This window comes from Streptomyces sp. NPDC056480 (assembly GCF_042795405.1).
In the GTDB taxonomy this organism is placed as follows: domain Bacteria; phylum Actinomycetota; class Actinomycetes; order Streptomycetales; family Streptomycetaceae; genus Streptomyces.
Genome location: NZ_JBHTSA010000019.1, coordinates 88,788 through 99,186 on the forward strand (window position 1 = coordinate 88,788; position 10,399 = coordinate 99,186).

Below are 10,399 nucleotides of genomic sequence, written 5' to 3' on the forward strand. Positions count from 1 at the left end.
GCGCACCCCTAAATGGGTGGCCGCGGAGCCGCCGACCGGCGAATCTTGACCTTGTGCCCCACCCGTCCCCCGCCACCCCGTCACCGGACCGCCGACCGGGCGAACCCCAGCCGCTCGGTGCACCCGAGTCGGTCGGTACGTCCGATCGCACCGATCGCACCGATCGCACCGATCGCGGAGACCGCACCGACCGCATCCACCGCACCGATCGCGCAGACCTGTCTGCCCTGTCGGGTGCGTCTGGTGCGTCTGAAGCGCCGGATGCGCCGGATGCGGTCGATGCGTGTGACCCGTCCGACCCGCTCGGCGAGCCCGTGTCGCGTGATGTCTCCGGTACGACGAGCCCGGTGACCCGCTCTGCCGCACCCCCACGACCCGGGAGCTCCACCTCCGCCTCCGACTCCGGCTGGTCGCCCCGCCTCGTCCGGCTCGGCACGCCCCGGCCCGGGCCGGCCGCCCGGGGCGCCCGCCGGTTCGGCGTGCCGCTCGTCCCGCTGCTCGTCGCAGGGCTCGTGGCGACCGCGTTCGTCGCCTCGCGGGGCGGCACCGAGCAGACCCTGTCCACGGGCGAACGGCCCGGCGGCGACCAGGTCGGCGTGCCGTCACCCGTCGTCTCTGGCGGCGGTCGCGTCGAGACCACCCCACCGGGAGGCGGAGGACGGACCGACACGCGCGCGGGCGACACCGGGGCCGCCGGCGCCCGCACCGCCGACACGCCGTCGGCCGCCCTGACCTCGGACGCCACGCCGACCCGTCCCGCTTCCCCACACCGGACCGCCGACCCCGGGGAGGTCACGTCCGCGACTCCGTCCCGGACCGGCGGCACCTCCGCCACACCCCGGCCGACCCGCTCCGCGAAGGGTGGCGCCGGCTCGCCGCGCCCGGTCTCCTTCGAGACGCTGCGCGTCGGTGACTGCTTCGACATCGACCGCGGCGCGCCGGGCACCGCACTCCGGCGCTCCTGCGACACGCCGCACCACGCCGAACTCGTCGCCCGGCTCCGCCTCACCGGTCGCCACACCACGGACATGGCGATCCGCGAGGCGGCCACACTGCTCTGTCGCGAACCGCTGCGCCGCAAGGCCGCACGGCAGCCGCTGGGCACGCGCTGGACCACCTTCGTCCAGTACCCGTACCGGACGAGCTACCTCCTCGGCTCGGACGCCGTCGCCTGCAGCCTGGCGGCCGGTTCCACCGGTGACGGCACCCTCAGCCGCCGACTCCAGTAGGACCGGCGGCGAGCGCCGTCGCCAGAGCCGTCGCGGGATCCCGGTCCGCCGGTCCGGCGGGGGACCAGCGGGCACCCGACTTCAGGTACGGCCACCAGCGCCCGTCCTCGCCGAGCCGCAGCTGCGCCTCCGCCCCCACCACCGTCCACCGCGCGCCACCCGACCGGCGCAGCGCCGGGCGCTCGTCGTCCTCCCAGGCCTCCGTGAGCCGGGTTCCCGCCCAGGCGAGCGCCTCGGCGTCCGGTGTCCACTCCTCCTCCAGTACGGCGAGGGCGGCGGCACCTCCGAATCCCCACGCGCGCGTGGCGAGGTCCATCTCCGCCCGCGTCCGGCCCGAGCCGGAGGTGAGCCGCGCCGTGATCCACGGCATGGGGGAGTCCGACGCGAGCCGCACCGCGTCCTGAGCGACCGTCAGGGACGCCGTCCGCGCCGCCGGAGCCGTAGCAACCGGGGACCCGCCGTGGATCGCCGCGCCGCCCGAGGCCCTGCCGCCCGCCACCCCGCCGGCGAGTGCCTCCACCAGCATCCGATGCGCGCGGCCCGCCGCGTCCGACGCGAGGAACTCCAGGGCAGCCGGGTCTACCCCGGGCTCCGGTTCCGTCTCCGTGTCCAGGGACGGCGACCGGCCCGGCGCGTCCTGGGCGACCGGAGGCGCGGGAAGCGGCGGCACGAGGAACGCCGCCGCGTAGGCCTCCTCGGCCGACACGCCCGGCATCCCTCCGGAGCCCTCGGCTGCGTCCGTGCCCGGGGTGTCGTCCGTTCCCCGCCCGCCGTGCGCGGCACGCGCGGCGCTGCGCTCCTGCAACTGGTCCAGGAGGGTGCGCTCGCCCCGCCCCCGCATGAGGAGCAGCACGAAGGGGTCCTCGTCGAGCAGGCGGGCCACCTGGTAGCAGAGCGCCGACGTGTGCGGACAGTGGTCCCACGCCTCGCAGCCGCACTCCGGGTCGAGATCCCCGATCCCCGGCAGCAGATCGAGCCCGGCCGCCGCCGCGTCCTCGACCAGGTGCGGCGGCATCTCGCGGTCGAGGAGCGCGGCGATGTGTCCCGCGCTGTCGACGGCGAGGCCGAGCAGCCGCTCCCACTCCTCCTCCGAGAACTCCCGCACCAGGACGTCGCTGCGGTACGCCGTGCCGTCACGGTCCTTCACCACCGCCGTGATGCGGCCGGGCCGTACCGACACGGCGCCCACCGCTCCCGCGCGCGCGTGCCGCCGTCCCGCCTTGAGCTGCTGGCCGTCGAGTGCGGTGTCCTCCAGGGCCTTCAGCCAGGCCAGGCCCCACCAGGTCCTGGCGAAGGCCGCACCCCGCGCGGGAGGCAGCGCCGCGAACGTCCGCTCGTCGCCCTCGTGTCCGTATCCGCTCATCGTGCGTCACCCCGCAGTCGTACGAGCTCCGCCAGCTCGGCATCGGTCAGTTCGGTCAGCTCCGGCGGCGTGTCCCCGCCGGTCCCGAGGACGGTGTCCGCCAGCTCCCGCTTCCGGTCGAGCATGGTCGCGATCCGGTCCTCGATCGTCCCCTCGGCGATCAGCCGGTGCACCTGCACGGGGCGGTCCTGCCCGATCCGGTACGCGCGGTCGGTGGCCTGGGCCTCCACGGCCGGGTTCCACCAGCGGTCGTAGTGCACGACGTGTTCGGCGCGGGTGAGATTGAGCCCCGTGCCGGCGGCCTTGAGGGAGAGCAGGAAGACGGGGACCTCGCCGCTCTGGAAACGGGCGACCATCGCCTCGCGCTCCGCGACCGGCGTCCCGCCGTGCAGGAACTGCGTGCGCACGCCCCGCGCCGCGAGGTGGGCCTCAAGCAGCCTGGCCATCCCCACGTACTGGGTGAAGACGAGGGTGCACGCGCCCTCGGCGAGGATCGTGTCGAGGAGCTCGTCGAGCAGTTCCAGTTTGCCCGAACGGCCCTCGATCCTGGGCCGCTCCTCCTTGAGGTACTGGGCGGGGTGGTTGCAGATCTGCTTGAGCCCGGTCAGCAGCTTGACGACCAGCCCGCGCCGCGCCATGCCGTCGGCCTCGGAGATCGCCGCAAGCGTCTCCCGTACCACCGCTTCGTAGAGACCGGCCTGTTCCGGCGTCAGGGAGACGGCCCGGTCGGTCTCCGTCTTCGGCGGCAGCTCGGGCGCGATGCCGGGGTCCGACTTGCGGCGGCGCAGCAGGAACGGGCGGACCAGCGCCGCGAGTCGCGCGGCCGCGGCCGGGTCCCTGCCGCCCTCCACGGCGGCCGCGAACCGGGTCCTGAAGGCGCCCAGGGTGCCGAGCAGCCCCGGCGTGGTCCAGTCGAGGATCGCCCACAGCTCGGAGAGGTTGTTCTCCACCGGCGTGCCGGACAGCGCCACGCGCGCGCGTGCCCCGATGGTCCGCAGCTGTCTGGCCGTCGCCGAGTACGGGTTCTTGACGTGCTGCGCCTCGTCCGCGACGACGAGTCCCCAGCTCCGCTCGGCGAGTCGTGCCGTGTCGAGCCGCATGGTGCCGTACGTGGTGAGGACGAAGCCGCCGTCGGCGAGATCCTCCAGGTCACGGGTCGCGCCGTGGAAGCGGCGCACCGGCGTGCCGGGCGCGAACTTCTCGATCTCGCGCTGCCAGTTGCCCATGAGGGAGGTCGGACAGACGACGAGGGTGGGCCCGGCGGAGTCGGGATCGGACTGGCGGTGCAGATGCAGCGCGATGACCGTGATGGTCTTGCCGAGACCCATGTCGTCGGCGAGGCATCCACCGAGGCCGAGCGAGGTCATCCGGTGCAGCCAGTCGAGGCCGCGCAGCTGGTAGTCGCGGAGGGTCGCGGCGAGCGCCGGGGGCTGGGTGACCTGCGGGTGGCCGCCCTCGGGGTCGGCGAGCCGCTCCCTCAGCCGCTCCAGCCAGCCGGTCGCCGCCACCTCGACGGGCCGGCCGTCGACCTCCGTGGTCCCGGTGAGGACGGCCGAGAGGGCGTCCACGGGAGTCACCGGGCGGTCCTGCTGGGACCGGGCCCGGCGCACCTCGGCAGGGTCGACCAGCACCCAGCGGTCGCGCAGGCGGACCAGGGGTCGCCCGGCCTCGGCGAGCCGGTCGAGCTCGGCGCGGGTCAGCTCCTGGTCGCCCACGGCGAAGCGCCAGTTGAAGCCGAGCAGGGCGCCTGCGGAGAGGAAGGAGGGGAGGATCGAGGAGGAACGTGCCTCCTCCGCCCTCTCGTCGGACCCGAGGCCGTCGGTTCCCGCCCCGGGTCCTTCGGCGGTGCTCGCTCCCTCCGGCGGTTCCCCGCCCACCGGTCCGATCACCGCACTCGTCGTCAGCCGGTCCGCGAGCTCGCGCGGCCAGTGCACCTGGACACCGGTGGCCGCCAGGGCCCGTCCCGCCGCACCGAGCAGCTCCGCGACCTCCTCGTCGGCGAGTTCGACGGTGTCCGGCACCGCCGCCGTCAGGAGCGGGGCCAGCGGGGGCCAGGCCCGTGCGGCGCGCCGGAGGGCGAGCAGGGCGTCCATACGGGCCCGGGGGCCGAACGCGGCCGCCGTCCGGCCGGACCCCGCCCACACCTCCGCGGCGTCCGCGACGAGGGTCGGGTCGGCGACGCCGTGCAGCTGCAGGACCGCCCGGAAGTCGGGAGCCTTCTCCGACTCGGCGGTGAAGCCCGGCAGTTCGAGCCGGAGCGACAGCCGGACGCCCGCGTCGTGCACCGCCGCCACATCGGCGGCCCACGCCCGCTGCTCGGGAACCGGCTGCGGCGCGTCGGCGGCGAAGGCGGGGCCGCCGGCGGCGAGCGGAGCGGCCGGGGTGCGGGGGAGGGTGTCCGCGACGGCGTCGGCGAACGCGCGCAGCAGGGCCTCGGGCTCGGGCAGGAACGGCGGCTCGTCCGACGAGAGGGGTACGGCGTGAGCCTCGGGAGGCATCGACGCGGCGAGCGTCCGCAGCGCGGCGAGCTCCCCGGGCCCGAGCGGACCGGCCCGCCACGCGTCGAGGTCGCCGGGGGTGAGGCCGGGCAGCAACAGGCCGCGTGAGGCCAGGTCGAGGGCGAGGAGCGTGGCGGCACCCCAGAAGGCGCTCGCGGGCGACGCGGTGTCGGAGAAGCGGGCGCTGGTGAGCAGCGGCAGGGCGTCCCGCACGGAGAGGACACGCGCGGGGACCGTCACCGGCCGGAGGCTCTCGCCGTCGACGACCGTGATGTCGACGAGCGCGATGTCCGGGCCCGCGATGTCGGTGCCCGTTGTGTCGACGAGCGTGATGTCGGGGCCCGCGATGTCGAGGAGCGTGACGTCGGTGCCCGTCATGCCGCTGCCCGCGACTCCGGCGCCACCGGCACGAGCGGAGTCCGCGTCGCTCCTGGCGTCAGGCCGGGTGACGGCCGCCAGGGCATCGGGGCCCGGCAGCGCGTCGCCGTCCGCGGACCAGAACGCGATCCGGCCCGCGCGCGGCGGATCGGCGGGGAGGAAGACGGCGGAGTGGCGGGTGAGTTCGCGGGCGACTTCGCGGGAGGCGTCCCGAGAGCTGTCCCGAGGGGCGTCCCGAGAGATGTCCCGGGAGGGCTCCCAGGTGGATACCGGAGGGGGTACATGAGCGGGTTCGCGGGCGGAATCATCGGGTCCGTGCGACAGCGACAACGCATTCCTCAAATTTGACTACCTGAAGTCCGAGCGGCCGAGGGTACCTCACCGCACCGGCCCGACGAGGCGCCCGCCACGCGTGATCCGCACCACAGCCTCCCGGGGGTGGGGCTCGCCCCACCCCCGGCCCCCGGCGCACCCCCGACCGGGGACGGGTGGTGACGCCATGGCCCCGGACGATCACGGATCCGTAGGTTCTCGAGAGGCACCCAACGACCGTCACCGCCACCGATGTCGACAGAAACCGGAGCCCGCCATGTCCCAGGCCACCGTCCTGCCCCCGGCCGCCGCCGCACCCGCCGCGGCGCCCACCCGTGCCAGGGGCGGCAGCGAGTTCACCCCGCTCCTGCGGACGGTCAGGTCCCAGGGCCTCCTCGAACACCGTCCCGGCTGGTACGCCCGCGGAATCGCCGTCAACCTGCTCGGCATCGCCGCCGTCGTGGCCGGGCTCGCCCTGATCGGCCCCTCCTGGTGGGCGCTCCTCCTCGCGGTACCCCTCGCACTGCTCTCCGCCCGGGCCGCGTTCGTCGGACACGACGCCGGCCACGCCCAGATCACCGCGAACCGCAAGGCCAGCCGGATCCTCCAGCTCGTCCACGCCAACCTCCTCCTCGGCATGAGCCGGGAGTGGTGGAACGACAAGCACAACCGCCACCACGCCCACCCCAACCACCTCGACAAGGACCCGGACGTCGCGGCCGACATCCTCGTCTTCGCCGAGCACCAGACCGCCGGCCGCACGGGGCTGCGCGGTTTCCTCACCCGTCACCAGGCGTGGCTGTTCTTCCCGCTGACGACCCTGGAGGGCATCGCGCTCAAGGTGTACGGAGTCCGGGCCCTGCTCGCCGAGGACGGGCCCTGCCGCTCCCGCCGTGAGCGGCTCGTCGAAGGCGCGCTGCTCCTCGCCCACTTCGCCGGCTACACGGCCCTGCTGCTCACCCTGCTCACCCCGGTCCAGGCGCTCGTCTTCGCCCTCCTCCACCAGATGCTGCTCGGTGTGCACCTGGGCATGGCCTTCGCCCCCAACCACAAGGGCATGGAGCGGCCCGACGAGCACCCGGACGGCGACGGCTGGGGGCACCTGCGACGCCAGGTGCTCACCTCGCGCAACATCCGGGGCGGCGCCCTGACCGACTGGTTCCTCGGCGGTCTCAACTACCAGGTCGAGCACCACCTCTTCCCGAGCATGCCGCGCCCGAACCTGCGTCTCGCCCAGCCCGCCGTCCGGGCCCACTGCGCCGCCCTGGGCGTCCCGTACACGGAGACCGGTTTCGTGGACTCGTACCGCCAGGCCCTCGGCCACCTGCACGACGTGGGTGCGCCGCTCCGGTCCGAGTGGGCCGAGTAGGGTCGCGGAGGGTCACACGCGATGTGATCATCGGTCCGGCGGTCGGTGTTGCGGCCGTCGGGAAGCGGAGAAGGGGAGCTCCTCGCCATGAGCGACGGCACGGTCACCACGGTCAGCAGCAACGGCACCTACACGTTCACCAAGCCCAACCGCGGGGCCATCACCCTCCTCGCCGGGCTCGGCGTGGAGGGCGACGTCCACGCGGGCGTGACGGTCAAGCACCGGTCGCGCGTCGCCCAGGACCCGACCCGGCCGAACCTGCGTCAGGTCCACCTCATCCACGCGGAGCTCTTCGACGACGTCGCCGGAGCCGGCTTCGATGTCGCTCCCGGCGACCTCGGCGAGAACGTCACCACCCGGGGGATCGACCTCCTCGGCCTGCCCACCGGCACCCGTCTGCACCTCGGCGCGGAGGCGGTCGTCGAGGTCACCGGACTCCGCAACCCCTGCGCGCAGATCGACAACTTCCGGCACGGACTGCTCAAGCAGGTGCTGGGCCGCGACGAGAACGGCGAGATCGTACGCAAGGCCGGGATCATGGGCGTCGTCCTGACCGGCGGCGAGGTGCGCCCCGGAGACCCGATCCGCGCCGAGCTGCCCGAGGGCCCGCACCGCCCGCTGGAGAAGGTCTGAGCCAGGGGCCCGCCCACAGCCAGGGTGGAAACGGGCCCCGCAGCTCAGCCCTCCAGGGCGCAGGAGTTGACCACGTCACCGCCGGCGGGCCGGGCGATCGTGCGATCCGCCGGCGGAGCCGTACCCTCCTCCACCCACCTGGTCAGCGCGTCGAACGCGGAGCGGTAGCACGGCAGGATCGGACGCAGACGGTCCGGATACGTGTCGTACAGGCCGTCGGTGTGCGTCCCGCCCTGCACCGTGTAGAACCGGTGCATCCCGCCCCGGCCCCGCGCCTCGACCATCCGCGCGTACACATCGGAGCCGGTGGCGAGGGGCAGCAGCGTGTCGAGGTCGCCGTGGAGGGTGATCAGCGGCTTGCCGATGCGACCGGTCAGCGCGACCCTCGCCACCGCACGGTGCACGGAGGCGGGCCGCGTGGCGTAGTCGTACGAGGCGTCCGAGGCACAGGGCGCGAAGATCTGCTCCACGGTCCCGCCGGCGGTGGAACCGGGGCAGGCGGGGTCGTACGAGGGGTCGAACTCGGCCCGGAAGATCTTCTGCGTCAGCCCCCAGTACGCCTTCTCGTGGTACGGCCACAGGAAGCGCGACCCGGGTGCGAAGCCGGCCCCGATCAGATCCTCGTCGGAGGCCTGCCCCAGCGACCGGGCCACCGTCACCGGCAGGCTGGTGAGGAGGTTGGGGCCGCGCGAGGTCCACAGCACGCCCTCCCAATCGACCCCGCCGTCGTACAGCTCGGGACGGTTCTCGAGCTGCCAGCGCGTCAGATAGCCGCCGTTGGAGATGCCCGTCATGTACGTGCGCTCCGGGGCGCTGCCGTAACGCTGCCGAACGGCCTTCTTCGCGGCCCGCGTCAGCTCGGTCACCCGGCGGTTCCACTCGGCGACCGCGTCGCCGGGACCGCGTCCGTCGGTGAAGAAGTCCGGTCCCGTGTTGCCCTTGTCGGTGGCCGCGTAGGCGAAGCCCCGGGCGAGGACCTGGTCGGAGATGAGCGCGTCCGTGGAGTACTGGCGGCGGGTGCCGGGCGCGCCGGTGACGACGAGGCCGCCGTTCCAGCGGTCGGGCAGCCTGATGACGAACTGCGCGTCGTGCGCCCAGCCGTGGGTCGCGTTGAGCCGCGAGTCGTCGGGGAAGTAGCCGTCGATCTGGACACCGGGCACGCCCGACGGGTTACGGGTCCCGAGGGCGGCGAGCCCGGCCTGGTCCGCCGTGTCGGTGTACGGCGTGCCCGCGAGCCCGGCGGTCGTCAGATCCGCCAGACAGGCGGACTGCTGGTGCTCGGCGCCGGGAACGTGGAGCCGGTCCTGGCGCGCGCAGTGCGCGGTGGTGCCCGCCACCGTCCGCTCCTCCGCCCCGGCGGGACTCGCGGGAGCCAGGACGGTGACGGCGGTCAGGAGCGCGGCGAGCAGCGGGACGCCTGGGAACAGGCGCATGGAGGCCTCCGGGGGCGAGGGAAAGGAATGCGGCGCCACATCGTGCGGCGCACCCTCACCACCGGGCCATGGTCCCGGACCACACCTCGGGTCGTCGGGCCGTGTGGACCGGCATGACACCCCCGGCGGCCCCCTCCCGGCAGGAAGCGGGCGGAGGGCGATCGGGAACCGGGCGGCGGCCCAGCGGGAACCGGGCGGAGGCCCAGCGGCACCCGATCGGGAGTCGAACCGGAGTCGAACCGGAGTCGATCGGGTGGATCGGGCCGATCGGCCCGATCAGGCGGGCCGGACCGCCATCGCGTCGAGCCCCTCCAGGAGCGCGGGCAGCCGCGGACCGCGGGCCACCGGCAGGACCTCGTTCGGCAGCTCGTCGAGCAGGACGAAGGCCATGTCGTCCGGACGCGCCACCAGCGACCAGCCGGGGCCGTCCGCACGCAAGGTCCGCACGCCCCCGTCCGTACCGCTGTCGGAGGACCGCACCCGCCCGACCGGCGGCGGCTCCACGAGGTAGCCGCGGAGCTCGTCGAGGGCCCGGCGGACTCCGGCGTACGGGTCGGCGACGGAGGCCGCGGCCGCCTCGTCGGGGGACGACACGCCGTCGCGCGACGGAGCCGCAGGGGTGGACGCCGCAGCCTCCGCGGGCGGCGCGGCCTTCCTCGAGGAGGGCCTGTCGAACCACGTGGTGGGCCTGGGCGTGGCCTCGGCCTGAGCCCTGGGCGTGGCGACGGACACGGACGACGGCGCCGCGGCTTCCGCCGGGACGAGTGCTCCGGACGGGACCGCAGCCCCTGAGCCGCTCGGTGTCCCGGACGGGACCGCCGTCCCCGCGCGGCTCGGTGTCCCGGACGGGACCGCAGCCCCCGCGCCGCTCGATGTCTCCGACGGGACCGCAGCCCCCGCGCCGGCCGGCGCGTCGTCCGTCACCTGGCTCCGCCACGCGGACCACTGGAGCGCGACCTCGTCCGCGCCGAGGCGCCGCTGGGCAGGACCCCACGTGTCGCCGGACGGCGGGACCAGCGGGGCCGGGTCGCCCTCCTCGGGCTCCGGGTCGTGCGGCGCCGGTACGCCGGGCGCGCGGGTCGCCACCGGGAGCGGCCAGCCCGGCAGCCCGGCGACCACCGATTCCAAGCCCGGGGAGAGGTCGAAGGCCATGCCGCAGTCACAGGAGGAGATGGCCACCGCGA

At 74.8% G+C, this 10,399-nt stretch carries 7 protein-coding genes; 3 read left to right on the top strand and 4 right to left on the bottom strand.

All coding sequences use genetic code 11. The annotated features are described in order from the left end of the window. The first annotated feature begins 347 nt into the window (after positions 1-347). Positions 348-1,229: a hypothetical protein gene (locus tag ACFQ79_RS11720; RefSeq protein ID WP_383581680.1), complete on the top strand. Its 882-nt coding sequence runs from the start codon at positions 348-350 to the stop codon at positions 1,227-1,229. Here ACFQ79_RS11720 and ACFQ79_RS11725 read toward each other — a convergent pair. Together ACFQ79_RS11725 and ACFQ79_RS11730 are read right to left on the bottom strand one after the other, a co-directional pair. Then, positions 1,210-2,592 carry an SWF or SNF family helicase gene (locus ACFQ79_RS11725; RefSeq protein WP_383581682.1) on the bottom strand — a complete coding sequence of 461 codons (1,383 nt, stop codon included), beginning with the start codon at positions 2,590-2,592 and terminating at the stop codon, positions 1,210-1,212. The two genes, ACFQ79_RS11720 and ACFQ79_RS11725, sit on opposite strands and share 20 nt — an antisense overlap. Beyond that, positions 2,589-5,711, bottom strand: coding sequence for a DEAD/DEAH box helicase (locus ACFQ79_RS11730; protein WP_383581704.1), 3,123 nt, complete (start codon positions 5,709-5,711; stop codon positions 2,589-2,591). Before ACFQ79_RS11730 ends, ACFQ79_RS11725 begins: the two co-directional genes overlap by 4 nt. 346 nt (positions 5,712-6,057) lie before the next feature. Here ACFQ79_RS11730 and ACFQ79_RS11735 point away from each other — a divergent pair, with 346 nt between their 5' ends. Together ACFQ79_RS11735 and ACFQ79_RS11740 are read left to right on the top strand one after the other, a co-directional pair. Further along, positions 6,058-7,149: a fatty acid desaturase family protein gene (locus tag ACFQ79_RS11735; RefSeq protein WP_383581684.1), complete on the top strand. Its 1,092-nt coding sequence runs from the start codon at positions 6,058-6,060 to the stop codon at positions 7,147-7,149. An 87-nt stretch (positions 7,150-7,236) separates the two neighbouring features. After that, a complete protein-coding gene (locus tag ACFQ79_RS11740; protein WP_383581687.1) occupies positions 7,237-7,782 on the top strand; it encodes an MOSC domain-containing protein in 546 nt (181 codons plus the stop codon). A 44-nt stretch (positions 7,783-7,826) separates the two neighbouring features. On the opposite strand, the gene ACFQ79_RS11745 is transcribed toward ACFQ79_RS11740, so the two are convergent. Together ACFQ79_RS11745 and ACFQ79_RS11750 are read right to left on the bottom strand one after the other, a co-directional pair. Continuing rightward, entirely contained in the window at positions 7,827-9,215 is a 1,389-nt protein-coding gene (locus ACFQ79_RS11745) for a tannase/feruloyl esterase family alpha/beta hydrolase (RefSeq protein WP_383581689.1), read from the bottom strand. 276 nt (positions 9,216-9,491) lie between these two features. Then, positions 9,492-10,399, bottom strand: a 908-nt coding sequence (locus ACFQ79_RS11750; RefSeq protein WP_383581692.1) for a hypothetical protein, incomplete at its 5' end; no start/stop codon positions are given.

Coding starts and splice junctions, on each gene's coding strand:
- ACFQ79_RS11725 (WP_383581682.1), bottom strand. CDS start 2,592: ATGAGCGGATACGGACACGAGGGCGACGAGCGGACGTTCGCGGCGCTG.
- ACFQ79_RS11735 (WP_383581684.1), top strand. CDS start 6,058: ATGTCCCAGGCCACCGTCCTGCCCCCGGCCGCCGCCGCACCCGCCGCG.
- ACFQ79_RS11740 (WP_383581687.1), top strand. CDS start 7,237: ATGAGCGACGGCACGGTCACCACGGTCAGCAGCAACGGCACCTACACG.
- ACFQ79_RS11745 (WP_383581689.1), bottom strand. CDS start 9,215: ATGCGCCTGTTCCCAGGCGTCCCGCTGCTCGCCGCGCTCCTGACCGCC.